Raw genomic sequence first — 25,662 nt, 5'->3', positions numbered from 1 at the left:
TCGCATTTAGACGTAGAATATAGAATTAATGAAGATGTTTTTGACGCGGCAGTAGCTCTGAAAAGGTTGTCGTGCTAAAGCACGACCTACGGGGACGGGGGTTACACGCCTTCAACAATCATTTCTATGGCGTCATGGAGCCAATATTCAATATTGTAATCCACTAATGCTTGCTCGGCGTCATAGCGGGCGCGCAGTACCTTTAAGCAAGGTGCGCCGCTGTTCTTTTCTAATTTGTCGGCAACATCATCGGGTAGTACGGTGACGCTTATTACACACTGTTCAAAGCTGACGTCAACGTGGTAGTGAGTCGACATCACCTCCGTGATAGAGCCATCCAGCGGCTGGTTGTGTAAGTCGGCAAAACGTTCGGCTGCACAATAGATCTGTTCCATCATTATTGCACGATCATCTAACGCGCGTACTCGAGTTAGTTCATACACCGGCTGGCCGTCAAAATGAGAGCGGCTAAACTCAGGCTCAGTAGAAGGGGCATTAATTGTCACTACTTGAGTTGTTGGTGCAAAGCCTTGTTCAATGGCAAGGTGGTTAAAGTTTACTTTTTTAGCGGGGTGCCATTTGAGCTTTTCCGGCGTGACAAACCAGCCGCGACGCTTTTGGCTAAAGATAAGTCCTTCGGCTTCTAGTCGTGCTAGGGCTTCACGGACGGTGATCCGTGTTGAGCTAAATGTTTCTTGCAGCGCGCGCTCTGAAGGTAATTTGGCACCGGGCGTCATGCTGCCAGCGGCGAGCAGCGCTTGGATATGGTTTCGAATACGTTGATAAAGCAGCATAATTGAGTCGATAAAACCTTTTGTGACAAGCTTACTATCGTTTTATGACAGGATAAATATTTATAATTTGAGACTTGTAAACTCAGATTGGTTTAGCCAAATAGGTTTCTATTTGGCTAAACCAATAACTGCTAGGCAAAACGGTTAAATTTGGATCTTTTCCTAAATCATCAAAACGACGCAGCGCGATAATGGCGTCCAATTCAGGTAGCTTGGAGAATGCCGCAAGTTCTTCGCAGCTCATCTTTGCGCCTTGTCTTGTTAGCGTTAATTGGCTGGCAGGAGAGAGCGTTTGGTAATACTTCTCATCAATACTGACCAGATAGCGTTTCGCATCTACGTGTTTGCGTACTAGCATTGTCACCGCGCGGTCAAAGCCAAGTTGAGTTAAGTGATCAGCCCCTAAATCGCCATGATTGCTATATCCTTGTGGGGTAAAGTCGGGGTTATGCTGAGATTGAGCAACAAAATGGCCAATATCATGTAAAAATGCAGCGATTTGGGTCGCTTGATCATAACCACTTTCTTTCGCGAGGGTGGCGCATTGCTCAGCATGATAAATTTGGCTGCATGCCTCGTCATAGGTGGCATGACCATATTGCTCAAATAGCTGTTTTATTTGTGCAATGGCATTCACTTTATATACTCCTGCTTCACGTTCGGGTCTAATTTTGCTGCGCTGCCACTGAGCTTGCTTAGCCAAACATCGAGTTTATGCGGTGGCATGTTGTTATCCTCAGCGCTTTCTTTACGGCGAATAGCATTTCTCACCATTAAGGCGCCCGCGGTGCGAAATGGCTCGACGGGAAACTGTTTAAGCGTTTGGTTGACCAAAGCGCAGTGACGCCAGTCGTTATGTTGATTAAGCAGAAGACTCGCTAAGATTTGCCCACCTAAATAGGATTGCACCACGCCGTTGCCTGAGTAACCACTGCCATAAAACACATTAGCTTGACCATTTAAATGACCAAAGAAAGGTATGCCAGAGACACTTCGGTCTGAAGGTCCAGTCCAAGTTCTGTCTATCTCGAGCTGGTGATGTGCAAAGAAATGGCTAAATGAGCGTTCAAGAATCGCTTGATAGCGGCTAGCACGGTGAAAAGTGTCTCTTACTTGGTTATTGAAACTAAAATAATTCCCGCCTTTGCCAAGCATTAATCGACCGCTTGAGGTGGTGCGGTAGTAATTCACAAAAATGCGTGCATCAATCGCCGGAGCACCGTGGTTCAGCCTCATTGCTGCAAGCTTTTCAGGTGCTGGTGTGGTGATCGCCATATCGCTCGAAACTAACACTACGCTTCGAGAAAACTGCGGCAATAAGCTTGGCAGCCAAGCGTTAACGGCAAATACTAGCTGATTGGCTCTGATCTCGCCTTTGTCTGTGGTGATGGTTAGCGTGTCTTGGCCTTGGTGCTTTAGGTAGCGGGTGTGTTCAAATACCTTGACCCCAAGGGCTTTTGCCACCTTCATCAGTCCACGCACAAGCTTGGCGGGTTGAACACTACCCCCGTGGGGGGAGTAAATTCCAGCAAGGTTGGCATTAGATCCGGTTGCTTGCAACTGCGCTTTAGTTAGTGTTTGCCACGCATTAAGCTGGTGTTGGTCGAGTAGGGTGGTAATGGGGCCAAAGGCATTGCGCTGGCTGTGATTTGAAGCCGTATAGTAAGTACCATCAATGCGGCAATCACATTCAATCCCGTGTTTACTGGTAAAGGCTTTAATGTCATGAACGGCCTGCTCAGACTGGCGCACTAAAAAGCAGGCTTGTTCTAAGCCAAACTCTTTAATTAAGCTGGCAAACTTAGTCGACCATGTCAACATAGCTCCACCATTACGACCCGAAGCACCTTGCCCGCAGAGATCCTTTTCAATAATGGCGATATTCAGCTCAGGTTTTTGCTTTTTCAGCGTTATGGCTGTCCAAAGGCCAGTAAAGCCGCCACCTATGATACAAACTTGGGTATCCAACGCGCCATGATGCGGCGCGCTGGCTGCGGCTTCAATATCGGCTTGAGTGATTGCTTCATCAAACCAAAAAGGCTGAAAACGCATTACGGGCGCTCTCCACGGGCGATACGAGCAGAAATATCCACCAAGACCATTTCGATGTCAGCAAGTGAGTCAATCACATAGTGCGCACCGGCTTCGCCAAGCTGCTGATAAGCATTAAGGGAATGTGCACTTTGCTCTTCGTGACCAAGCGCCGTCCATTCTTCTTCGCTAAGCCCCACCGCATTACCCGTTAACGCAAGTCCTACGGTCCACATACCAGCATTTAACCCTTCGCTTATTCCCGGCGCGGAATCATCGACTTTTACGCATCCTGATACGCGATTAATGCCAAGTCGTTGTACGTTTTCTAACGCCATCCAGGGACCTGGGCGAGAGCCTGCTGCACATTCATCACTGGCAACCACACAATCTGGCTGATAACCATAGTCGGCAGCGGCAGGTACTAGTACGTCCATCACAGGCTTGGGATACCCAGAACAACTGCCAATCTTAACGCCTTGTTGTTGTAATCGTTTGATCACCGCAAGCACGCCCGGAATGGGGGCTGCTCGGTCGGCGACTTTTGCTTGTTGGAGCGGCATAAAGGTTTGATAAATATGGTCAACATCTGCCGTACTCGGTGCCTGACCAAATTGCGTTATCCAGCGGGTGCGGACACTCTCCATTTGTAGCAAGGTATTAATGTGATCCCATTTACCCATTCCCATCGGACCGCGCGCTTCAGCCAAGGAAATATCAAATTGATACGCTTGCTTAAATGCTTCAACAAAAATGCTGGTGGGGGCAATCGAACCATAGTCGACCACAGTACCAGCCCAATCCAAAATTAACGCTTCAATGTGTTTCATATTGCAAAGACTCCTAGCTAGGAAATATGTGATGAAAGTGCCGTGGCGCGTAGTTGCGTTGACGCCTTACGTGGTCGCTTTAATTTCACGGCAAAATAAATAATTGAACTCACTACGAGGGCGCTTGCGATAAACGCCACCCAGTAGCAAGCCATGGTAAAAAAGTGCAGCCAACTGAGCTCAGGTGTGGCAAAAGTTTTATAGAGCAAAATGCCCACTGAACCGATGTAGCCCGCCGAATCCGCCAGATAAATCAAAAAACCGGCGTTCGCAGTCGAGCCAACTGCTGAGATCATGCGGTCAAACAAAAAGCAGTTATAGGGGATATAACTGATATAAAGACCAGCCCCCAGCAGTACCATCCAAGTTTTAGGGTCTAGGCTTTGGGTTTGGTATAAATACGTACTACCAGCTAGCAGTGAAGCCCCTAGTAAGACAAAGCCATGGTTGGCAAAAAGTGCGATGCGGTTATTTTTAATTAACACCAATGCGGCAAGCGCAATGAGTACGATAAAGGCGATGCGGATCCCGGCATAAGCAAAAATCGCGGGTTCTTGCCCATAACCTAAGGCCTGCCAGATCTCGGCTGAGAAGTTATCTCTAAAGTCACGAAAGCCGGTAAAGAGTAAAAAGCTAAGCACCAGCACGGTTATTCCAAACCAATACTGTTTAAAAAACGCCAGCCGTGCTTTGCCATCCATTGGCGCGCGCTTTTGTCGTAATTGTTCATCCTCTTGTGTAGGTTCAGGAATACTATTAAGACAAGCAACGCTAAGTACAAGCAGCGGCAGAAAAATCGCTCCGGTTGCCGCTGGCATCCACAGTTCAGGCACATTGAGTTCACTCACCAGCCATTTACCCACAGTTCTGACCAATCCAGAGGCAAGAATAAAAGTTACGCTGAGTACCGCACCTAAGATTTCGGTGGTTTTACGACCTTCTAAAAAGCTAAAAACCAAACCCCAAATCATGCCAAGGGAGAGGCCATTGGCAAACAGCCAAACCAGGTTCCAGCCCGTAGGAGTGATGGCAAATAGCACCAGTGCGAGCTCGGCGACTAAAATCATGGCCAAAATCGCTCGGCCGCGATAATGATGCTGCATTTCAGCAATCACTTTAACGCCGATAAATTTCGCGCATAGATAGCCAAATACTTGCGAAAGGATCAGAGCAATTTTAAAGCTAACAACCCAGCTCGGGTCATCAAAGGCTTCATAGGTATTGACCGAAAATGGCTTACGAAAGGCGTACATACAAAAGTAAGTCATAAACGCACTAGTCGCGGCAAATAGCACAAAGCCGATACCTTGGGCGTCTTTTAGCCAGCGCGGGCGGGCGTTAAATAGCGAGATCTGCAACATCATAGGATCCTCGGTAATTGGAGGGCAATCCTTTGTGGGTTGCCCGTCAACCGGTGTATACCAATCGGCTTAATCAAGTAAATTGGTACTAAAATTGGTAGTTAATGCCGACCATGCCGCGGATACCATAGTATTCCACCTGTAATGGACGACCTTGCTCACCTTGGTAATACTGCAATGCTTCATTGGTGAGGTTACTTAGCTCTAGGTAAACTAACGTTTGTTCGTTAAGTTGGTATGACGTTGTAAAGTCGACGCTGGTATTGGCGCCATAGTAGCTATCCGATTGGCTATCGCCGCCGTGCTCTTCGATATAAGCACCTTTATGATTAAGCGCTATTCGAGCTGCAAAGCGGGTGTCGTCGTAATACAGCGTAAAGTTGTAAAGCTCATTGGCCTGACGTGGAATGGCCACTTTTTCTGTGCGCTCTGGAATTTGCATTTCAGAATCCATAAAGGTCGCATTGGTCATTACCCCAAAGTTGCTCAAACTGTCAGAAATAAAACCAAGGTCGCGGTTAAATGCCAGCTCAATGCCCGCAAGCCAAGCGCTATCGCCGTTTTCAGGACGGATGATGGTCACGCCTTGCTTGTTGTTGTAATTGCCAACGCTGGTGGCTTGGAAGATTGGGTCTTGGATATCTTTGTAGAATACCCCCGCAGAGACTAAGCCAACGCGGTCAAAATAATATTCCACCATCAAGTCGAGGTTATTTGAGTAGGTAGGGTCGAGCGCTGGATTTCCTGAGTTAAGCTGGTTGTCCTGCTCAAGGTAAGTTGCGCCTGGTGTTAATGAGCCAAAGTCAGGACGGGCAAAGGTGCGAGTTAGTGCTATGCGATAATTGGTATCGTCATTGGCGCGATAGGTAACATGTAGTGCAGGTAAAATTGACCAATAATCATTGCTGTTGGTGGTATCAACAACTTTGTCTTCGTCGGCTAAGTAGGTGTACCCAGACACTTCGGTATCAGTGCGGGTAACGCGTAAGCCGCCTAATACTTCCCAGTTGTCGCTGGCTTGGTAAGTTGCCATACCGTAGAGCGAGGCGTGGGTTTCTTCAACATCAAAGTTTCTGCCCAGCGCCCCACCGTTGCTGATGAGTGCTGATTCACCTACATCTAGCTTGAACTTATTGCGATTTTGCGTCCAAAACTGAGCAAGAGCATCGGTGGAAGCCACTTGTGATAGCTGCGTGCGATAATCAAACTTGGCTTCGCTTAAGTAATCGCTGCGACCGGGTTGATCGCTTAAGGCAAAGTCTGCAAGCGTTGGCGCTGCGCCAAATTGTTCGTTGTCCCACGCGTAAAACTCATCGGCAAAGTCAGCTTTACGGACTTTGTCACGGTATTTTGCCCCAAACTTAACGGCTAGCTGGTTATTGTATTGCCAGTCAAAGTCGGCATTGGCTACCAGTCTGTCTTTTTCGTTGACGTAGACCTTGTATAGCTCAACCCAAGACAAGCCCATTTTGCTTGGATCGAGTGTAAAGCCCGAGGGGAAGCGATTACTAATGGCATTCCATGGTTCGCTGCCGCCGTCTACTTGGTTGTAGGCATAATTTTTACCGGTATCGCGGTCTTCAAGTCCAACATATCCCACATTTTTTTGATCAAAACGGGCGACAAAATAGCTGTTGTCTTCACTGTTGGGTTTGTCGCCATAGCGGAACTCATTTTCGTACGTGGCTAGTTGCCAAGAGAGCGTTTTATCAAAGCCAAAGTCATGTTCACCCGCAATTTCAAAGCCTTGCATTTCGGTGATGAGTTCGTTGCGAATATGCTGTAGCTCAGCACGGTCTTTATCAAAACGCAGCCTGTGCTTATAGTGGGTTTCATCGTCAATTAGTGTGCCATATAGCGCGCTGGCGCTGAGCGTGCCGTTTTCAAGTTGATATTCCAGCGAGCCATTTAAGCCATAAGTTTCACGGGTTCCCGTATAATCACGCAGCTCTAAGCGGTAAATACCTAAGCCATCGTTACCTCGGCGCGGCTCATAGTTATCGGTTGCCCAATCGCGCTGCCACGCTGTGGCGTTAATAATAAAACCCAGCTTGTCGTCGAGTAGACGATCGCCATACACCACATTGGCAGAATAGTTTGTGCCATCGGCCAGTTCATTTTGGCCCACAGCGAAGTTGGTTTTGAGGATAAAATAATCAGCGCCTTTTTTGGTCACGAAATTAACATTACCGCCAATCGCATCGCCTTCCATGTCAGGGGTGATAGCCTTAGACACTTCCACAAATTCAATCAATTCGCTTGGAAAAAAGTCGAACGCAGTAGCGCGGCTGGTGGTTTCCTCTTCAGCGGTTGGAAGGCGGTTACCGTTGATGCTGGCCGAACTCCATTGTGACGGTAAACCGCGCACTGCAACAAAGCGGCCTTCACCTTGGTCACGCTCTATCGACACACCTGGAATACGTTGCACGGCTTCAGCGGCATTTCTATCTGGTAATTTACCAATCCCATCGGCAGAAATGATACTTTTGATATTACTAGCATTTTTTTGGTTATTTGCTGCGGCCATTGCGCCACGGAAGATTTGCCCAACCGTGACCACTTCTTCCATCGTTTGTTGTTGGTTTAATAAGATTGGAGACAAGGTAGTGACTTTGCCATCAATCACCTCAACCTGAAGCTCAGTTTCCTGATAACCCATATATTTCACCACTAGGGTGTAGCGACCTGCTTCCAGTTTTGGTAGTTCAAAGCGACCACGATAATCAGATACAGTGGAAGCATCTTGGCCTTTGACCGAGATAACAGCGCCAGACAGATTACTTTGTGGGTCTTTTACTACACCAACGAGTTTACCTGTCGCAGCATATAAGCTGGGACTGGTGGTGAGTAACACGGCAGCTGCGATTTGGGTGAGTTTTTTCATTGCTCTTTTCTCAAAAGTTTGGGTTAAGTTTTCTGGTCTAGTCCAGCTTGTTGCAGATAGAGTAATGACGGTTTTTTACAGTCCGATGACATAAAGATTAAAAATTAACTAGCGCCGGCTGCTCTTGAGTATTTAGTACGTTTTATAGGAAATAGGAGGTTGTTATTAGATGTTTGGCTTAACTGAATAAGGTTTGTCATACTCGCGTTATCAGCAACCGGTTTTCAGTAAAGGAATGGCAACGTGATTTATGCTTTGATTGCGGCGATTGGACTTTCTCTTTTTATCTATAGCATCACAGCTAGACAACTAGATAGGGCGGAGCTCACCGCCCCGATGTGGTTTATGCTAACCGGTGGAGTTATCGGGTTAGCGCTTGGTAATACTGAGGATGGACAGCAGGCATTCGCTGTTGATATTGATGGTTTACAAACACTGCTGCCAGTTATTGAGCTGACGCTTGCGATTTATCTATTCTCCGATGCTGCAAAAACACGACTACGGGTGCTATCCCACAGTTTCCAGCTACCAGTTAAATTATTGCTCGGGCTGCCATTAACCATGGTATTCGGCGCTTGGATAGCTCATGAGCTGTTTCAGTTATCTTGGTTGGCTTGCTTTTTAATTGCGGTAATAATCACTCCAACCGATGCCACTTTATGCAAAACCTTCATTCAGGATAAGTCTGTGCCCACCAGATTACGTGAGGCAATTAATGTAGAAAGTGGCCTAAATGATGGCCTATGTATTCCGGTATTTCTGTTCTTACTGGGAGTATTAGCTGAGCGAACGCAAGCGACAACTGAATCATTTGCTGGGATTTTTATACGAGAAGTAGGGACTGCACTTGTTGTCTCGGGGTTACTGACCGGGGCGATCATTTGGTTACTTAAACGTGCCTATCAACATCATTTTTTTGCGTCTAAAACCAGCCCTTTTCTCTTTGTTGGTATCGCTTTTTTAGTTTTCTCGGTAACCCAAGTACTGCATGGCAGCGGTTTTATTGCTGCATTTGTCAGCGGTTTGCTGTTTGATAAATATTATCGTGATGCGTTTAAAGATCAGCTTATCGAGGAAGGGGAACACCTCGCTGAATTTGCGGCTTTTATCATTTGGATTGTGTTTGGTTTGTCGGCCAGTGTGGTGCTTTTGGTAGTCACAGAGTGGCAGGTTTGGGTGTACGCAGTGTTGGCGACCGCCTTATTTAGATTGCTCCCAGTATACCTTTGTTTATTAGGTGGTGATCTGACAACCAAAGAGCGTTTTACTTTAGCATGGTTTGGCCCTAAAGGCTTGGCGTCGGTGGTGCTAACCTTAATGCTACTCAGCGAAGAGTTGCCAAATGGTTTGCTAATTACTCAAGTGGCGATGGCAACGGTGTTGCTGAGCATTTTTGTATTTGGGCTATCTAGTCGACCCATTTCTAAATTATTTACCAGTACTTTAGGCAGAGAGTGATGACTCTACATCATGAAAACTATACAGAGTAACTTCGCGCCAAAATTGTATTGTTATATTATAACTCATTGTAAAGTAATATAATTTTTGTCACTTTGCTGAAATAAAAAAGTCATGTAACGCGCCTAGACTGTGCCTGCCTTACAGACAAATATTACGTTTCAGGAACAGTACAATGAATAAAAAGTTACTTACAGTTGCTATCTCTGCAATATTACTTACCGCGTGTGATGACGATACTAAAACCGTTGAGGTGATCAAAGAAGTTGAAGTCATCAAAGAGGTTCCAGTGCAAGAAGTGACACAAGTAAAGAATGTGATCCTTATGATCGGCGACGGTATGGGACCACAGCAAGTTGGCTTACTTGAAGAATACGCTCAGCGCGCGCCAAACTCTACTTATAAAAATAAAGGCAACCAAACAGCGCTTTCTAAACTTGCTGCGGGTGGTCATTTGGGTCTATCGCTTAATGCGCCGCATGGGGCAACAGGCAGCCTTGTGACTGATTCCGCTTGTTCTGCAACACAGTTAGCTACAGGCATTGCAGCTGGCTCTGAAATGATAGGTCTTGATGCCGAAGGTAATAAAGTTGCAACTATCTTAGAAAAAGCTAAAGCAGCCGGTAAAGCAACAGGTCTTGTGTCTGACACCCGTATCACTCATGCAACACCTGCGGCTTTCGCCGCACATATGCCGCATCGTTCTTATGAAGCAGAAATCGCCGAACAGTTGGTACGTTCAGGCAATGTTGATGTGATGCTATCTGGTGGTGCGCGTGTATTTGTACCAAAGAGTACACCAGATAATGCAGAGCTTAAAGCTCAGTTTGATGCGCTTGGTATGCCAAGTAGTGTGTATAAAAAATCAAAGCGTGGTGATGAAACAAATCTCGTTGTTGAAGCAAAAGAGCAGCACGGTTATGGCCTTGCTTTTGATAAAGCACAGCTAAATAGTTTGGAAGGTGAGAAAGTACTTGGTCTATTTGCAAACTCAGGTATGAATGACGCCATTGCTTATAAAGCTTGTCAACAAAACGACAGCTGTACACAGCCTTCACTAAAAGAAATGACAATTAAGGCTTTAGATATTTTATCTAAAGATGAAGATGGCTTTTTCTTAATGATTGAAGGTGGTCAAATTGATTGGGCGGGTCACGCAAACGATGCGGGTTGGATGTTAAACGAGCTGCTTAAATTTGATGAAGCTGTTGAAGCTGTGCATGAATGGGTAAAAGACCGTAACGATACACTAGTCGTTGTGACTGCAGACCATGAAACGGGCAGTTTTGGTTTTAGTTATTCAAAGCATGAGCGACCAGAAGCACAGACGCTGTCTGGTGATGGTATGTATGTTAACGGTGTTGCAAAAGAATATCACCCCAAGTTTAACTTTGGCCCACTTGCGCAATTAGACAAGCTTTACGCACAAACGGGCACCTTCTTCGATATTCTAGCGGCAGCAGCTCCAGATGAAGCCTATGAGAATGTGTCTGGCTCAACGTGGCAAGCAACAATTGCAGATATGACAGCGTATACAGTGACGCTAGATAACGCGGCAAAAGTTGGTCAGAGCGTATACGATGAAAATAGCGCGGATATGATCCCTGCGTTTGAAGACTTTAGTGATTTCTATGTGTATGCGAAAGAAGACTATACAGGTAAAATTGCACGAGCGCTTGCGTCAGAGCAAAACGTTGTTTGGGGCACGGGCACCCATACCGCTGCCCCTGTCCCTGTTTATGCTTATGGCCCGCAAGGGGTAACTAAGCAATTTTCAACGATGCAGCATCACGTTGATATTGCTAATAAAATGATGGCTGCGCTTGGTTTAACTGAATAAACCAAGCCCAAAAGTCATTAAGCCACAGCTATGTGGCTTTTTTCTGTCATTAAGGCCAGAAACTCATTTTGTGGTAGCGGCTTTGAATAGTAATAGCCTTGACCAAAGTCGCATCCTGCTTGTTTTAGCAGTTGATGTTGAGTGGCTGTTTCGACGCCTTCAGCAATAACACGTAAGCCCAATCGATGTGCCATTAGAATGATGGTCTCACAAAGTGTTAAATCGTCTTCATTAGTGGCGATACTGTCCACAAAGCGCTTATCTATTTTTACAAAATGGCAATCTAATTGTTGTAAATAAGCCAAAGAAGAATAACCGGTGCCAAAGTCATCAAGTGCAAATTGAAAACCATGTTGTTTTAGTCGCTCAACACGTTGCTTAGTACGACTATCATTATGCAGCATCATACCTTCAGTAACTTCGAGCACGACTTGCTTTGCAGCGATGTTTAACGTGGTTAATTTGTCATGCCAAGATGCAAGTGTGCAGTTTTTCGCGGCAAATTGTACCGGAGATACATTAATACTTATTTGGGTATCATGACCTAAGTGCTGTAACTGAGTCAGGGTATCCAGTGATTGTGTGAAAGCAAAATCACCAATATTGTGAATTAATTGGGTTTCTTCAGCTAAGGGAATAAACTCAGCTGGGCTTACCATACCTTGCTCAGGATGACGCCATCGTATCAGTGCTTCTGCTTTTACAATATGGTTGTCATGCAATGACACAATCGGCTGATAGTGCATTTCAAACTGGCTGTGATTGAGCGCTGTTCGGATACCTTTAAGCATTTGCATTCTTGATTCTGCTACTTTTCGCAAAGTATCATCAAAGATGACATAGCCGTTGCGGCCTTGTTGCTTCGCTCGATACATTGCTTGGTCGGCGGCTTTTAATAGTGACTCAGCGCCATTACCGTCGTTTGGGGTCGCGGCAATTCCAATACTCGCAGTAATGTGGCACTGCTCATCTTGGATCTCAAATGGCTGTTTTAATGCGGACTGAATTTGCGCGGCGAGTGCCTTACACTCGGTTTTATCCTTATCATCAGGTAGGACAAACACAAACTCATCACCACCAATACGTGATAAAAACGCCTGCGGCGAGATTTTTTTGAGCCGCTCGGCCACGGATTTTAGTAATAAATCACCGTAATAGTGACCTAAAGTATCGTTAATATCTTTAAAATTATCGAGATCTAGTAGTAATACAGCCGTGCGTCGTTTGCTACTATTAACTTGCTTTTTCAGGTGCTTTTTGAGGCCAACGCGATTGTGCAGATCTGTGAGTTCGTCAAAATGCGCCTGTCGCCAAATTAGCGCATCTTTTCGTTTTATTTCTGTAATATCGGTGAAAATAGCAACACGACGGTAGATCTCTCGATTCTTGTCATAGACACTGTCGATGGTTAACCACTCGGTATACAGTTCACCATTTTTCTTGCGATTAACGATTTCACCTTGCCAGCGACCATGTTCATTTAATTGTTTCCACATAAGTTTATAGAAGCTGTGATCATGCTGCCCAGAGCTTAGTATGGAGGTAGATTTACCTAATACTTCTGCACGGGTGTATCCTGTCACTTTAGTAAATGCAAGGTTAGCGTCTAATATAAAGCCATTAGCGTCGGTAATTATCATGCACTCGCTACTGTTATTGTAAACTAGCGCCGCCAGATTTAAGGCTTCTTCTTGGTGTTTACGCTGACTAATATCACGAAAAATAAGCAGGGCTTGAGGGTGTGACTCAATCGCACACAGGCGACACTCAACAACTTGATTGGCTGTGGGGGAAAACTCCAGTTGTACGTAGGTGTCATCGTTTAACATCGCGAGCTCTGCACAGATCCTCTTGTATATATGCTCGGGCAACAGTGCCTCTAGGGTGTGAGCACCATCTGTGTAAGCACCATATCGAGACAAAATTTGTGCGTGTTGGTCTAGGCGTACATAACTATCTGGTAAGGCATTAATCAACGCTCTGACTACCGCGAGTCTGTGGTTGGCGTTATCTTCTGCGGCTAGCCTCGTTCTTGCCATGTGTGCAAAACGTTCAGCAATATGCTCAAACTCACTCGGTACTTTTGTAGCTTCAAAATCAGAGTCTTGTTTACCGGATTCTAATTTGGCAATTGCGTGCGTTAAAGTCCGTAATGGTTTAAGCAGTTGCTGTTTTAGCTGCCAATGTGTTTGCCAAAATAACAGGGCGACCACCGAAAAGAAAATCCCCAAGAATATGGCAAAGCGGTTGTCAATCTTGCTTAACTGAGATTCAAAATCAAAACTAAAATAAATTTGTAAAGCGCGGCCGCTGCTATCTAAAGGTTGTTTAACATAGACTAAGCGGTTGCCTTGTGGCGTTTTAAGTAAGGTTGCTTGCTGTTGCAAATTGCGAGGCCAAGCTGTACTTACAGCGCGACCAAGCTCAGCCTTAGAGGCTGGGTATTGTGCAATGATCTGATCTTTTGCATCAGCTATCATAACGCGCGTCCCAACAGGCAAAGGTAGTTTTGCAAGGGTTTGACTCCAATGAGTCAAGCCTTTTACGGCAACGAGCATAAACAAAAACTGCTGTTGTTGATCATAAATAGGCAGTGCAAAGTTCACGGTAGCGCGCTGCATGCTTCTGTCTATCTGGTATTCACCGACACTGAATTTGGCGGTGCGCATGGCCGCTTTAAAATAGCCTCTGTCAGCAATATTAATGGCACCTTGTCCGGTTTGGTGCGTGGTACAGAGAACATCTCCTTGGGCGTTGACTATGCCTAGGTTCGCCAAATTTGGGCTGAGAAGCATCGCATGATACAAAAGGGCAGGGCAATTGCCATTGTCTACTTTAAGGTGGTCAATACGAGTCGATAATTGCTGCAACACAAGTTCTGTATCGGCAAGCTCTACCTGTTGGATAGCCGCAACCTGCTTAGCATAATGTAAAGCTTGTTGTGACTGTTGTGTTAACGCCTGCTGACGTTGCTCACATAATAAGAATAAAATAATGATCAAACATGGTAAGCAGAGTAGAACAAGTAAGCGATAAAATCGAAACTTTATTGAAGAATTTAGAATAATCCCACCTGTGGAGCTGATCAAAGAGCGCGAATGATACCGAATCCAAAGGGGACAACCAAGCAAATTTGCATAAATAATTCACTGTTTTTGGGACTGTCACGCTCTCCTTGAAGTTAGGAATTTTTAATTTCTAATTTTAAAGTATGAGATGATTATCAAGTCAAAATTATTGGTGTTTTTTCTGTTCTCCACTTTTTTCCACCAAATTCATGATCTTCCACAAATCCCGCGATTTTTCTGGCTTGCAAAGGTGTTAAAGGTACCGACTTAGCTTGACAAAAGTGCTTGTCAAGCCCTAGACTGTTCTTCTGTGGTAAAAAGTGGGTTTTAGTGGATCAAACTGGATCAGCCAACTTATAAATAGGGTCACTCATGTTTCGAGGTGCAAGTTCGCTAGCTTTGGATGACAAAGGGCGCTTTGCGGTACCAACCAAGTACCGTCAACCGCTGCTGTCTGAAGCTCAGGGGACGGTTATTTGTACTATTGCGATCAATGAACCTTGTTTGTGGCTTTACCCACTCACCGAATGGCTAGAAATTGAGACCAAATTAAGTCGCATCTCTAACACCAATCCCAGAGTAAGGCGCTGGCAACGCATGTTGCTCGGTCATGCTACAGAATACCAACTAGATAAAAACGGCAGAATTTTATTAGCTCCGGCACTACGAGCACATGCACAGCTTGGGAAAAAAATTATGCTAGTTGGATTGCTAAATAAATTTGAAATTTGGGATGAAGAACGCTGGTATCAGCAAATGCAAGCAGATACTGAAATTGAACATTCAGGAAACTTTGAGGAAAGCCCTGAATTGGAAAACTTTTCCTTGTAGGGGTAGATAAATTAATGAGCGAAGAGTTTAAGCATATTTCGGTGTTAATGGCCGAAACATTAGATGCTCTAGCAATCAATCCCGAAGGTATTTATATCGACGGAACATTTGGACGAGGTGGGCACTCAGGCGAAATCCTCAAGCGATTAACCTCTGGGCGTTTGCAAGCGATTGATCAGGATCCTCAAGCGATCAAAGCTGCTCAGAAGTTTGCTGATGATACGCGCTTTGCAATCGCGCGCAGTCGTTTCTCAGAAATAAAATCAGTCGCTGAAGAGGCTGGAATTTTAGGTCAAGTCGACGGTATTTTACTGGATATAGGCGTGTCTTCTCCTCAACTTGACGATGCCGATCGTGGTTTTAGTTTTATGAAAGACGGGCCACTGGATATGCGGATGGATCCTGATTCGGGTCGAAGTGCTGCTCAATGGCTCGCTGAAGCTGAGCTAGAAGAAATGGTGTTTGTGATAAAAAAATACGGTGAAGAGAAGTTTGCCACCCGTATTGCACGTAAAATCATCGAAATACGCGAGCACACCGCAATTACCACCACGGCGCAATTAGCGCAATTAATTGATGATGCTGTGCCTGTGAAAGATAAGCACAAGCACCCCGCAACTCGCACTTTTCAAGCTATTCGAATTTACATTAACAGTGAGTTAGAAGAAATTCAGACGGCATTGCAAGCCTCCCTAGCGGTATTAAAACCTGGTGGGCGGTTAGTGGTGATCTCGTTCCATTCCTTAGAAGATCGTATCGTAAAGCAGTTTATCAAGAAGCAGAGTAAGGGAGAGGCGATACCCAGAGGTCTGCCTTTAACGGATGAACAACTTAAACAAAATCTCACCTTAAAGGCAGTGGGTAAAGCCATTAAACCGAGCGATCAAGAGATTGCACTGAACCCACGCTCTCGCAGCTCGGTATTGCGAGTGGCGGAGAAGCTCTAATGAATGCCAGCAAGCAACGCCAACCGAATCTGTTTGTCGAAATTAGCCACTTCTTAATTTCTAATAAGCTGACGGCGTTGTTGCTGGTGACGATCTTGATTTCTGCACTTTGTGTTGTTCAGATCACACATTTAACTAGGCAACAATTAATACTACAAGATGAGCTATTACAGCAACGTGATGAATTAGATCTGCAATGGCGTTACCTCGTTGTTGAAGAGGAATTTTATTCACAGCATGCAAGGATTGAAGAGATTGCCAAGATGCAGCTAGAAATGAAACGTCCAACAAGTAAAGACGAACAGGTGATTGTGCTGCCATGAATAAGCCAAAGCAAAAGACTCAATCAATCATCACTTGGCGCTTTGCGCTGGTATGTGGCGTGATGCTTATGGTTTTTATGACTTTGGTCGCACGAGCGGCATTTTTGCAAGTCATAGAGCCTGATAAAGCGATTAAAGAAAACGAAAAGCGTACAGTTCGTGTTGAAAAGTTAAATGTTCAGCGCGGGATGATTTTTGACCGAAATGGCAAAGAGCTAGCGGTAAGCGTACCTGTGGTAAGTGTGTATGCTGATCCTTTGGCGATCGATAAAGCGTTGGCAAAAAAGGTACTCCGTAAAGCTCGCAAAGAGGGAGAAGACCACAAGGCATTGGCACAAAATGAGCCAGAGCTGACATTGCGAAAACAAGCTTGGTATGACGATGAGATCCGTTGGAAAGAACTAGCCGATGTGCTCAGGCTAAAACCACAAAGTGTAGATGAACGGCTTAGGGGAGACCCAAGCCGTCGTTTTGTTTATTTAAAGCGGCAAGTGACAGCAGTCGTCGCTAATTATATTCGTCAAATGCGCCTACCAGGCGTTCACCTGCTTGATGAGTCTAAGCGCTTTTACCCAAGTGGTGAAGTCACGGCACATATGATAGGTGTAACCGATATTGACGGCAAAGGTATTGAAGGTGTGGAGCGGATGTTTGATTCTGCACTCACCGGCACTGCTGGTAAACGAACAATCCGTAAAGATGCTCAAGGCCGTGAGGTTCAGGTTTTATCTGAAGAACAACGGGTTGAGCCTGAAGATGTGTACTTAAGTATTGATTTACGTATTCAAGCCATCGCATACCGAGCGCTCAAATCCGCAGTTTTGAGCTACAAGGCGACTTCTGGCTCAGCAATAGTAGTAGATGTTCACACTGGTGAAATTTTAGCTTTAGTAAACAGTCCAAGTTTTAATCCTAATGATCTGAGCACGGCAGCGCCCTATAAACGTCGTAATCGCGCCATGACAGACTTATTTGAGCCAGGTTCAACACTAAAGCCTTTGGCGGTGTTAGCAGGATTACATTATGGCGCAATCCAAGCTAATGACACGATAAATACACACCCTGGTTGGATGAACTTAAGTGGTGGGTTAGTTAAAGATACACGTAATAATGGGGAGCTAAGCCTCAGAGAAATTCTTAAAATCTCCAGTAATATGGGGGTGGCTAAAATTTCGCAAATGCTACCGAAAGAAGCATTCATCAATTTATATCAACAAGCTGGTTTTGGCGAACCGACAGGGTCAAATATGATTGGTGAAAGCGCCGGATTGTTTTATCCAAACCGTCGCTGGTCTAACTTCGAAATAGCAACCTTGTCCTATGGCTACGCGGTTTCTGTGAGTACGGCACAAATGGCAAGGTTATATGCCATGTTTGGCGCTGGGGGCATATTGAGACCTTTGACCATAGTGAAGCAAGACGAAGTCCCAGAGGGGAGACGTATATTTAGCGAGCAAGATACTCAAGCTGTAGTGGAAATGATGGAATCTGTGTTTGAGCGTGGCGGCACCGCCCATAACGTAAAAGTTGATGGGTATCGCGCTGCGGGGAAAACCGGTACTTCAGAAAAAGCAGTAGCAGGCGGCTATGGTGATGAGTATGTTGGTTATTTCGCGGGGGTTGCACCGGTGAGCGATCCGCGACTTGCGGTGGTTGTTATGGTTAATGAGCCAGCAGGTGATGTTTATTACGGCGGCCAAACTGCGGGACCGGCTTTTGCAGAAATCATGTCTAATGCACTAAGAATTTTAAATGTAGCGCCAGATAAAGGGCGTGTAGCGTATGTTTCAGGAGCCGATAATGATGCGTGATTTGGCTCAAATATTAAGTGAATTTGGAGTCAATACTCATACTATTGAAGTTAAGAACTTACGAATTGATAGTAGAGCGATTGAACCTGGAGATTGCTTTATTGCGTTACAGGGGCATACCCAAAACGGCGCTAAATATGCTGCCAGTGCAATTGCGCAAGGAGCTAAGTGCGTATTAGCTGAAACAGCAAGTGAACCAAATGTGGCACCAGAGCAGGTTATTTTTGTGGATAACCTAACTGAGAAACTAGCGGCTATCGCTGCCCAATTTTATTGCCAGCCAAGCAAAAAGCTGAAATTAACAGGGGTGACCGGTACCAACGGCAAGTCTACGACTACTGCCATGATTGCTAATTTAGCCACTTTAATTGGCCGCGCAGGAGCGGTGGTTGGGACTCTTGGCTTTGGTCATCCTGATACACTTATTCCATTGGCAAATACCACGCCATCAAATGTCGACTTACAACGTATTCTCGCTACGTTGAGCCGCGATTTTACGCACGTAGCTATGGAGGTTTCCTCTCACGGTTTAGTTCAGGGGCGCGTTGATGAGTGTAACTTTGATGTGGCGATTTTCACTAACCTGACTCGTGATCACCTTGATTATCATGGTGATATGCAAAGCTACGCAGAAGCCAAAAAATTACTTTTTACTCGTTGTGCGCCTAAGCACAAGGTCATCAACATTGATGACGAGGTTGGCGCTAGCTGGGCGCATGCCCTCAATGATGAAACTCTCGTTGCTTACGGGCGCTGGGATGCAAAACATGCGTTCAAGCAATACGTATTTTTTGATGCAGTATCAACACATCCGCATGGTTTGAGCGCGACATTAAAAACCAGCTGGGGTGAGTGTCAAATTAACGTGCCACTCTATGGTGAGTTTAACCTGTATAACTTAACTGCTGCGTTTGCCAGCTTACTCCTTCAAGGAGAAAGTCTCGAAACACTAGCCTGTGCCTGCGTTAAATTATCGCCGGTAGCTGGGCGTATGGAGCCTTATAGTGCACCAGAAAAGCCAACTTGTATTGTCGATTATGCCCATACCCCCGACGCTTTAGCGCTAGCGTTACAAGCATTACGTGCACATGTCCCAGGCGAACTTATCTGTGTGTTTGGGTGTGGTGGTGATAGAGACAAAGGCAAACGTCCTGAGATGGCCCGAGCGGCGGAAAAGTTTGCGGATAAATTGGTGATCACCAGTGACAATCCTCGCAGTGAAGATCCTAATGTAATCATTGCAGATATTAAGGCAGGACTCATCAACCCTGAGTATGCTGTCTGCCAGCCAGATAGAGGGCTGGCCATTCAACACGCGATAGCGCTGGCTGATAAAAATAGTGTGGTGTTGATCGCGGGTAAAGGTCATGAAGATTATCAGATTATAGGTACTGAGCGCATTGATTTTTGCGATAGGCAATGTGTTACAGCGATTTTAAAAGGGGAAAAGGCATGATCAAGATGGATTTCTCTTGGCTTGCAGCAGTCTTAAAAACCTCTTACAACGGGGAGAATTTGGCAGTCGCCAACATCAATACGGACACCAGAACCATTGAGTCTGGAGAAGTATTTTTAGCGCTTAAAGGGCCTAACTTTGATGGCCATCGCTTTTTGGAAGTGGCTAAGGCGCGGGGCGCGATAGCGGCTATTGTATCTTGCCCTGATGAAGATATTGATTTAGTGCAGTTTGTCGTTGATGACACCCGTATTGCTTTAGGTCAAATTGGTAAAGCTGTGATTGACACTGTGGCGCCTAAAACCATTGCGATCACCGGCAGTGTTGGAAAAACCACGGTAAAGGAAATGTGCGCTGCTATTTTAGCGCAAAAAGGCAAAGTGTTAGCAACAAAAGGTAATTTTAACAATGATATAGGTGTTCCTTTAACCTTGCTGCGGTTGACTGAAGAAGATCAATATGCAGTGGTTGAATTAGGTGCTAATCATTTAGGGGAAATAGCCTATACCACCGCGCTCGTGAGTCCTGATGTTGCCACTGTATGCAACGTTGCACCTGCACACATTGAAGGGTTTGGCTCAATAGATGGTGTAGGTAAAGCCAAAGGGGAAATCTTTTCAGGCCTAAAAGTAAATGGTGTCGCTGTGATTAACGCTGATAGCGATTACGCTGCGATGTGGCAAGAAAACCTAACTGTCACGAATGTTAAACGTTATAGCTTGCATGAACAGCTCGACATATGGATGGACGAGGTGGCGCTAGACGAGTTGGCTAGACCTACCTTTAAGTTATGCCGAGACAACCAGAGTGTCAGGGTTAGCTTACCACTTTCAGGACAACACAATGTCAGTAATGCGCTCATTGCTGCGGCGTTAACAACTGAGTTAGGTGCCAGCCTTGAAGAAGTGGCTACGGGTCTTGCACAGATGGCTGAAGTGAAAGGCCGAGTCAACATGATCCAAGTGTCAGATACGCTACGAGTTGTTGATGATACTTACAATGCCAATGTCAAGTCGGTCAATGCCGCCATTGATTTACTGGCTTCGATGTCAGGATATAAAGTATTAGCGCTAGGTGATATGGCTGAGCTTGGTGAAGGGGCTCGTGAGTATCACAAAGAAGTAGGCGAGTACGCGAAACAGCAAGGCATTGATGAGTTGTTTTCTTTGGGGGTGCTAAGTAGTAGCGCCAGTAATGTATTTGAAAAACCAAATCGTCATTTCTCCACAAGAGAAAGTTTGATGAAGGCGTTAAAAGTAGTGTTGGCTGAGCAATCAGGCCGATGCACGGTCATTGTAAAAGGATCACGTAGCGCGCGGATGGAATTGCTGGTTGAAGAATTAGTAAACGCTGGCCAGTCGGATAGCGAGACAGGAGAAGTAACATGTTAGTTTGGCTAGCCGAGTATCTTACCCAATACTATTCGGGGTTTAACGTTTTTTCTTACCTCACTTTAAGAGCGATTTTAGGTATTTTAACAGCCTTGATGATCTCTTTATATTTCGGTCCAAAACTTATTGCGGCACTACAGCGCATGCAGATTGGACAAACAGTACGCGATGATGGTCCTGAATCTCATCTTTCTAAATCTGGTACACCAACCATGGGCGGGATTTTGATCCTTGCAGCTATTTTTACCAGCACGTTACTTTGGGGAGATTTGAGTAACAAATATGTATGGGTAACGCTGTTTGTGATCGGCAGTTTGGGTATTGTGGGTTTTGTTGATGATTATCGCAAAGTGATCCGAAAAGACAGTAAAGGCCTTATCGCCCGTTGGAAATACTTTTGGCAGTCAGTGATCGCAATCTCTACCGCTGCATTTTTATACTTCACCTCAACCAATGCGGCTGAAACAACCCTAGTTGTACCATTTTTGAAAGATGTCCTGCCGCAACTTGGTTTGTTCTACTTGGTGATGAGCTATTTTGTGATTGTGGGCACTTCAAATGCCGTTAACCTTACAGACGGTCTTGATGGGTTGGCGATAGTACCAACTATCTTGGTTGCTTCGGCTCTTGCCATTATCGCTTATGTGACTGGTAACGCGAATTTCTCAAGCTACCTTCATATTCCTCATTTACCACTAACAAGTGAGTTGGTGGTGGTCTGTACTGCAATTGTTGGTGCTGGACTTGGCTTTTTATGGTTTAACACTTATCCCGCACAAGTGTTTATGGGGGATGTTGGCTCGTTAGCCCTTGGTGGTGCACTTGGCATTATTGCAATTCTGGTGCGCCAAGAATTGGTGTTGATCATTATGGGTGGCGTATTTGTTATGGAGGCACTGTCCGTTATTTTACAAGTTGGCTCTTACAAGCTCCGAGGACAGAGAATTTTTAGAATGGCACCTATTCATCATCACTATGAACTAAAAGGCTGGCCTGAACCTCGCGTGATCGTGCGCTTTTGGATCATTTCAATCATTTTGGTGCTAGCAGGTCTTGCCACGTTGAAGATTAGATAATGACGTATATTGAACAATTACAAAAAAAACATATCACCGTACTGGGGCTTGGCGTCACAGGACAAGGGATTGTGCGTTTTTTGTTGTCGCACGGTATCAATCCAAAGGTGGTAGATAGCCGTCCGGTTCCTCCCTGTGCAGATTGGCTGAATCATAATGCACCGGATTGTGAGGCGGTATTTGGCAACCTTGCAGATGCCGCTTTGGCACAGACCGACCTTATCATTATCAGCCCAGGGATCCCGCTTTTTGAACAGAGCGTGGCACAGGCTATTGCTAAGGGAGTGGAGGTAATTGGTGATATTGAACTATTTGCTCGACTGAACACTCGCCCTGTTATTGCTGTAACTGGGTCAAATGGCAAGTCGACAGTGGTGAGTTTAGCAACAGAAGTACTCAAAGCCGCAGGGTTAAAAGTTGGACTTGGCGGAAATATTGGCACGTCAGTACTGTCAATACTTGATGATGAACGCGATGTGTATGTGTTGGAGCTATCTAGTTTTCAGCTAGAAACAACCCACAGCTTAGCTTGTTTGTCTGCGATGATCTTGAATATTACAGAAGATCATATGGACAGGTATCCAGATTTTCAGGCCTATATTAAAGCCAAGCAGCGTATTTATCAGCATGTTGAACATATTGTTTTTAATGCTGAAGATCAACATACCTTTGCAGAACATGGTCAAGGCAGCAGTGTATCCCTCACTGAAGGGGATTATCATTTGATGAAGGTGGCACACGAACCTTATTTTGCCTACAAGCAAACGCCATTATTGCCTGTAAGCTCGCTTGCGATGGTGGGTAAACACAATCAGTTTAATGCTTTGGCCGTGTTGGCATTATTGGCGCCGATGCAGCTGCCAACTAGCGCATTTGTCACTGCATTTGGAGCGTTTCGTGGCTTACCTCATCGCTGTCAATTGGTCGCGGATGTTGCTGGCGTGCGCTATTTCAACGATTCGAAAGCCACCAATGTAGGGTCAACGGTGGCTGCGATTGAATCATTAGCAAGCACTAAGCGAAATATTATCTTGATAGCCGGCGGTGATGCCAAAGGTGCCGATTTAACACCGTTGAAAGCACCGCTAAACGCACACTGTAAAGCTCTATTTTGTTTTGGTCAGGACGGTGAGCAGTTTATGCCGCTGCTGCGCAACAGCCATAGAGTCAATAATCTTAAAGAAGCGGTTATTGCGGCAAAGAGTATTGCTACCATTGGGGATATTGTCTTGCTTGCGCCTGCGTGTGCCAGCATAGATATGTATCCAAATTATATGGCTCGCGGTGATGAGTTCGTTCAGTTAGTGGAGGAACACACGCTTGTTTAGTATCACAAACCTAAGAGAGGCTTTAACGCCTCGCCAGTCCGAAAGCTTGTTTGACGTGCCATTGATGTACTGCATGCTGATGCTTATTGGAGTGGGGTTTGTGATGGTCACGAGTGCATCAATGCCGGTTGCCGAGCGCCTGTTTGATAATCCGCTGCACTTTACTATTCGGCATGTCATTTTTTTAGTCGGCTCTTTTTTACTGTTTTGGTTTACCTCAAATATTCCGATGACTTGGTGGAAACGGAGCAATCCATATTTGTTACTTTTTGGACTGATATTATTGGTTGCAGTACTGATTATCGGCAGAGAAGTGAATGGCGCGAGACGATGGATCCCGTTGGGGCCGTTTGGTCTGCAAGTTGCTGAAGCGTCAAAGCTATTTTTCTTTAGTTATATTGCGGGTTATTTGGTACGCAAACGCGATGAAGTACAAGAGAATATCAAAGGCTTCGCCAAGCCCATGATAGTATTTGCGGCTTACGCATTTTTAATTTTAATGCAGCCTGACTTAGGAACTGTAGTGGTCATGTTTGTCACAACGGTTGGTTTGTTATTTTTAGCAGGCGCAAAGTTATGGCAGTTTTTCACTTTGATGTTAACAGGGGTTTCTTTGGTGGTGTTACTCATCATCATTGAGCCTTATCGAATGAAGCGAGTAGTCGGTTTTTTAAATCCTTGGGAAGACCCATTTGGTGCCGGTTATCAATTAGTACAGTCGTTGATGGCTTATGGACAGGGAGGCTGGTTTGGTCAAGGTTTGGGCAATAGCATCCAAAAACTACAATACCTGCCAGAGGCGCATAACGACTTTATTTTTGCTGTCATCGCTGAAGAGCTCGGCTTTGTTGGTGTATTCAGCATTATCATTTTACTGGGTGTGTTAGTGACTCGAGCGCTTTTTATTGGTCAAAAAGCACTGAAGGCCAATAAGGAGTATGAGGGGTACTTTGCGCTGGGGATTGGTATTTGGTTTGCTTTTCAAGCCGTTGTAAATATTGGCGCAAGTGCAGGGATCTTGCCCACCAAAGGCCTCACTCTGCCATTTATCTCTTATGGTGGTTCGAGTCTTTGGGTGATGACAATTGCGGCTGCTATTCTACAGCGTATTGATTTTGAAACTAAAATGTCGACAAGGCAAGCAACATCCCGTGGAGGTAGGCGATGACAAAGCGTCTTCTTGTGGTTGCGGGCGGTACAGGAGGGCACATTTTTCCTGGTATTGCTGTAGCGCAGTTTCTACAAAGCCAAGCCTGGCTAGTGAGCTGGGTTGGGACTGCCGATAGAATGGAAGCCGACGTGGTTCCACGTTACGGCTTTGAGATAGATTTTATTGCCATGAAAGGGGTTCGTGGTAATGGTATAAAACGCTTAATTACCGCGCCATTTATGGTGCTGAAGGCCATACTTGCAGCCAAAAAGATATTGCGACAACGTAAGCCCGATGTGGTTTTGGCTATGGGAGGCTATGTGACGGGGCCTGTTGGTGTGGCTGCAAAACTGCTTGGGATCCCTTTGGTGATCCACGAGCAAAATGCAGTTGCGGGAATGAGTAACAAACTGTTGGCTAAAATTGCCACCAAAGTATTGGCAGGGTTTCCAGGCGCATTTAGTGAAAAGCTCGCTGATGTCGTAGGCAACCCTGTGAGAGCGAGTGTGGCCGAGATAACAGAAAAATCGCCTTCGGTACCGCTAAACATATTGATAGTGGGAGGCTCGCTTGGCGCACGAGCACTCAATGAAGTGGTACCTGAAGGGCTGGCTCAGTTACAACAACAAGCACCTGATGTATCACTGGCAGTTCGCCATCAAAGCGGCAAAAACAATCAAAATGACGTGCAAAAACATTATGAAAATGTGGGTGTTAATGCTGAGGTCAGCGAGTTCATTCATGATATGGACACTGCATACGCTTGGTCAGATATTGTAATTTGCCGGGCAGGCGCCTTGACTGTAAGTGAAATCGCGGCTGCTGGAAAAATGGCAGTATTTGTGCCTTTTCCACACGCTGTTGATGATCACCAAACAGCGAATGCTCAGTTTTTAGTCTCAGCGGGGGCTGCACAGCTAGTACAGCAATCACAGTTGAGCGCTGAAACACTCACGCAGATATTATTGCCCTTAGTCACTGAGCCGAAAAAAATTGCACTGATGGCAGCTAAAGCGAGACAATGCGGTAAGTCGGAGGCAACGGCTAAAGTTGCCCATATTTGTACAGAATTATCGAATTAGG

General features: G+C 45.5%; 19 protein-coding genes. 12 read left to right on the top strand and 7 right to left on the bottom strand.

Annotated features, from left to right (window positions below):
* Window positions 1-101: 101 nt before the first annotated feature.
* From HUZ36_RS20905 to HUZ36_RS20880, 6 genes are all read right to left on the bottom strand, one after another.
* Complete coding sequence (locus HUZ36_RS20905) at window positions 102-794, bottom strand: UTRA domain-containing protein (RefSeq protein ID WP_128731114.1); 693 nt, start codon at window positions 792-794, stop codon at window positions 102-104.
* An 82-nt stretch (window positions 795-876) separates the two neighbouring features.
* A complete protein-coding gene (locus HUZ36_RS20900; RefSeq protein WP_176033883.1) occupies window positions 877-1,431 on the bottom strand; it encodes an HD domain-containing protein in 555 nt (184 codons plus the stop codon).
* Window positions 1,428-2,846 (bottom strand): FAD-dependent oxidoreductase, encoded by a 1,419-nt coding sequence (locus tag HUZ36_RS20895; RefSeq protein ID WP_176033882.1) that lies wholly within the window; start codon window positions 2,844-2,846, stop codon window positions 1,428-1,430. Before HUZ36_RS20895 ends, HUZ36_RS20900 begins: the two co-directional genes overlap by 4 nt.
* The gene (gene phnX, locus HUZ36_RS20890; protein WP_128731111.1) at window positions 2,846-3,655 is read right to left on the bottom strand and encodes a phosphonoacetaldehyde hydrolase; all 810 of its coding nucleotides are present in this window, start codon (window positions 3,653-3,655) and stop codon (window positions 2,846-2,848) included. The genes HUZ36_RS20895 and phnX overlap by 1 nt, the downstream gene beginning before the upstream one ends.
* Before the next feature lie 17 nt (window positions 3,656-3,672).
* Window positions 3,673-5,019, bottom strand: a complete 1,347-nt coding sequence (locus HUZ36_RS20885; protein WP_254879611.1) for a DUF5690 family protein — start codon at window positions 5,017-5,019, stop codon at window positions 3,673-3,675.
* Between the two features lie 85 nt (window positions 5,020-5,104).
* Complete coding sequence (locus HUZ36_RS20880) at window positions 5,105-7,900, bottom strand: TonB-dependent receptor (protein ID WP_176033881.1); 2,796 nt, start codon at window positions 7,898-7,900, stop codon at window positions 5,105-5,107.
* Window positions 7,901-8,143: 243 nt separating this feature from the next.
* Between HUZ36_RS20880 and HUZ36_RS20875 the strand changes: the two genes are divergently transcribed.
* Together HUZ36_RS20875 and HUZ36_RS20870 are read left to right on the top strand one after the other, a co-directional pair.
* Window positions 8,144-9,358 (top strand): cation:proton antiporter, encoded by a 1,215-nt coding sequence (locus HUZ36_RS20875; RefSeq protein ID WP_176033880.1) that lies wholly within the window; start codon window positions 8,144-8,146, stop codon window positions 9,356-9,358.
* A gap of 175 nt (window positions 9,359-9,533) precedes the next feature.
* A complete protein-coding gene (locus HUZ36_RS20870) occupies window positions 9,534-11,198 on the top strand; it encodes an alkaline phosphatase (RefSeq protein WP_176033879.1) in 1,665 nt (554 codons plus the stop codon).
* A gap of 17 nt (window positions 11,199-11,215) precedes the next feature.
* Here the strand turns inward: HUZ36_RS20870 and HUZ36_RS20865 are convergent, their stop codons facing one another.
* The gene (locus tag HUZ36_RS20865; RefSeq protein WP_211091545.1) at window positions 11,216-14,200 is read right to left on the bottom strand and encodes a bifunctional diguanylate cyclase/phosphodiesterase; all 2,985 of its coding nucleotides are present in this window, start codon (window positions 14,198-14,200) and stop codon (window positions 11,216-11,218) included.
* 438 nt (window positions 14,201-14,638) lie between these two features.
* Here HUZ36_RS20865 and mraZ point away from each other — a divergent pair, with 438 nt between their 5' ends.
* The 10 genes from mraZ to murG are packed head-to-tail and all read left to right on the top strand — an operon-like array spanning window position 14,639 to window position 25,661.
* Window positions 14,639-15,097: a division/cell wall cluster transcriptional repressor MraZ gene (mraZ, locus tag HUZ36_RS20860; protein ID WP_125251058.1), complete on the top strand. Its 459-nt coding sequence runs from the start codon at window positions 14,639-14,641 to the stop codon at window positions 15,095-15,097.
* A gap of 14 nt (window positions 15,098-15,111) precedes the next feature.
* Window positions 15,112-16,044, top strand: a complete 933-nt coding sequence (rsmH, locus tag HUZ36_RS20855) for a 16S rRNA (cytosine(1402)-N(4))-methyltransferase RsmH (protein WP_176033878.1) — start codon at window positions 15,112-15,114, stop codon at window positions 16,042-16,044.
* The gene (ftsL, locus tag HUZ36_RS20850; RefSeq protein ID WP_128731106.1) at window positions 16,044-16,367 is read left to right on the top strand and encodes a cell division protein FtsL; all 324 of its coding nucleotides are present in this window, start codon (window positions 16,044-16,046) and stop codon (window positions 16,365-16,367) included. Before rsmH ends, ftsL begins: the two co-directional genes overlap by 1 nt.
* Complete coding sequence (locus HUZ36_RS20845; protein WP_128731105.1) at window positions 16,364-18,178, top strand: peptidoglycan D,D-transpeptidase FtsI family protein; 1,815 nt, start codon at window positions 16,364-16,366, stop codon at window positions 18,176-18,178. Before ftsL ends, HUZ36_RS20845 begins: the two co-directional genes overlap by 4 nt.
* Window positions 18,171-19,634: a UDP-N-acetylmuramoyl-L-alanyl-D-glutamate--2,6-diaminopimelate ligase gene (gene murE / locus HUZ36_RS20840; protein ID WP_176033886.1), complete on the top strand. Its 1,464-nt coding sequence runs from the start codon at window positions 18,171-18,173 to the stop codon at window positions 19,632-19,634. Before HUZ36_RS20845 ends, murE begins: the two co-directional genes overlap by 8 nt.
* Window positions 19,631-21,025: a UDP-N-acetylmuramoyl-tripeptide--D-alanyl-D-alanine ligase gene (locus HUZ36_RS20835; RefSeq protein ID WP_176033877.1), complete on the top strand. Its 1,395-nt coding sequence runs from the start codon at window positions 19,631-19,633 to the stop codon at window positions 21,023-21,025. The genes murE and HUZ36_RS20835 overlap by 4 nt, the downstream gene beginning before the upstream one ends.
* The gene (gene mraY, locus HUZ36_RS20830) at window positions 21,019-22,101 is read left to right on the top strand and encodes a phospho-N-acetylmuramoyl-pentapeptide-transferase (protein WP_125251063.1); all 1,083 of its coding nucleotides are present in this window, start codon (window positions 21,019-21,021) and stop codon (window positions 22,099-22,101) included. The genes HUZ36_RS20835 and mraY overlap by 7 nt, the downstream gene beginning before the upstream one ends.
* Window positions 22,101-23,429, top strand: coding sequence for a UDP-N-acetylmuramoyl-L-alanine--D-glutamate ligase (gene murD, locus HUZ36_RS20825; protein WP_147389042.1), 1,329 nt, complete (start codon window positions 22,101-22,103; stop codon window positions 23,427-23,429). The genes mraY and murD overlap by 1 nt, the downstream gene beginning before the upstream one ends.
* Window positions 23,422-24,597 carry a cell division protein FtsW gene (gene ftsW / locus HUZ36_RS20820; protein ID WP_128731102.1) on the top strand — a complete coding sequence of 392 codons (1,176 nt, stop codon included), beginning with the start codon at window positions 23,422-23,424 and terminating at the stop codon, window positions 24,595-24,597. The genes murD and ftsW overlap by 8 nt, the downstream gene beginning before the upstream one ends.
* A complete protein-coding gene (gene murG, locus HUZ36_RS20815) occupies window positions 24,594-25,661 on the top strand; it encodes an undecaprenyldiphospho-muramoylpentapeptide beta-N-acetylglucosaminyltransferase (RefSeq protein WP_147389043.1) in 1,068 nt (355 codons plus the stop codon). The genes ftsW and murG overlap by 4 nt, the downstream gene beginning before the upstream one ends.
* The last annotated feature ends 1 nt before the right edge of the window (window position 25,662 follow it).

It is taken from the genome of Pseudoalteromonas sp. McH1-7 (genome assembly GCF_013366255.1).
GTDB classification, from domain to species: domain Bacteria; phylum Pseudomonadota; class Gammaproteobacteria; order Enterobacterales; family Alteromonadaceae; genus Pseudoalteromonas; species Pseudoalteromonas peptidolytica.
Note: the sequence above shows the minus strand (reverse complement) of the source record. Positions and strands in the feature narration are given on the sequence as shown.

Bases quoted from the DNA above. Each gene is read 5' to 3' on its own strand.
- murE (WP_176033886.1), top strand. From the start codon at position 18,171: ATGCGTGATTTGGCTCAAATATTAAGTGAATTTGGAGTCAATACTCAT.
- HUZ36_RS20895 (WP_176033882.1), bottom strand. From the start codon at position 2,846: ATGCGTTTTCAGCCTTTTTGGTTTGATGAAGCAATCACTCAAGCCGAT.
- mraY (WP_125251063.1), top strand. From the start codon at position 21,019: ATGTTAGTTTGGCTAGCCGAGTATCTTACCCAATACTATTCGGGGTTT.
- HUZ36_RS20870 (WP_176033879.1), top strand. From the start codon at position 9,534: ATGAATAAAAAGTTACTTACAGTTGCTATCTCTGCAATATTACTTACC.
- phnX (WP_128731111.1), bottom strand. From the start codon at position 3,655: ATGAAACACATTGAAGCGTTAATTTTGGATTGGGCTGGTACTGTGGTC.
- murG (WP_147389043.1), top strand. From the start codon at position 24,594: ATGACAAAGCGTCTTCTTGTGGTTGCGGGCGGTACAGGAGGGCACATT.
- HUZ36_RS20905 (WP_128731114.1), bottom strand. From the start codon at position 794: ATGCTGCTTTATCAACGTATTCGAAACCATATCCAAGCGCTGCTCGCC.
- HUZ36_RS20835 (WP_176033877.1), top strand. From the start codon at position 19,631: ATGATCAAGATGGATTTCTCTTGGCTTGCAGCAGTCTTAAAAACCTCT.
- murD (WP_147389042.1), top strand. From the start codon at position 22,101: ATGACGTATATTGAACAATTACAAAAAAAACATATCACCGTACTGGGG.
- HUZ36_RS20845 (WP_128731105.1), top strand. From the start codon at position 16,364: ATGAATAAGCCAAAGCAAAAGACTCAATCAATCATCACTTGGCGCTTT.
- rsmH (WP_176033878.1), top strand. From the start codon at position 15,112: ATGAGCGAAGAGTTTAAGCATATTTCGGTGTTAATGGCCGAAACATTA.
- HUZ36_RS20880 (WP_176033881.1), bottom strand. From the start codon at position 7,900: ATGAAAAAACTCACCCAAATCGCAGCTGCCGTGTTACTCACCACCAGT.
- mraZ (WP_125251058.1), top strand. From the start codon at position 14,639: ATGTTTCGAGGTGCAAGTTCGCTAGCTTTGGATGACAAAGGGCGCTTT.
- HUZ36_RS20885 (WP_254879611.1), bottom strand. From the start codon at position 5,019: ATGATGTTGCAGATCTCGCTATTTAACGCCCGCCCGCGCTGGCTAAAA.
- ftsL (WP_128731106.1), top strand. From the start codon at position 16,044: ATGAATGCCAGCAAGCAACGCCAACCGAATCTGTTTGTCGAAATTAGC.